Origin of the sequence: Adlercreutzia sp. DFI.6.23 (assembly GCF_024462535.1) — a bacterium.
In the GTDB taxonomy this organism is placed as follows: Bacteria; Actinomycetota; Coriobacteriia; order Coriobacteriales; family Eggerthellaceae; genus Adlercreutzia; species Adlercreutzia rubneri.
In genome coordinates this window covers 1-286 of record NZ_JANGBP010000840.1, presented here as the reverse complement: position 1 = coordinate 286, position 286 = coordinate 1, and the positions used below count along the sequence as shown (strand labels likewise).

Annotated in this window: 1 protein-coding gene; it reads left to right on the top strand. The window is 71.7% G+C overall.

The genetic code is table 11. The features are described 5' to 3' along the window. Window positions 1–286 (top strand): phenylalanine--tRNA ligase beta subunit-related protein (locus NE591_RS15695; protein WP_256157154.1); only part of this gene is annotated, 286 nt, incomplete at both ends.

Here is a 286-nt window from a genome sequence, read left to right as displayed (position 1 = left end):
GACATGACGGTCATCGCCACACCCGAGCGCGCCGTGGCGCTCGCCGGCGTCATGGGCGGCGAGAACAGCGAGGTCACCGAGGAGACCACCTGCGTGCGTTTGGAGTCCGCCGCCTTCGAGCGCGGCCGCACCTCCCGCACGAGCCGCAATCTGGGCCTTATCTCCGAGGCCTCCATGCGCTACGAGCGCGGTGTGGACGATCATCTGTGCGCAGTGGTCTCCCAGGCCGCGGCGGCGCTTCTGGCCGAGGTGTCCGGGGGCACCGTGCGCCCCGGCGTGGTGGACG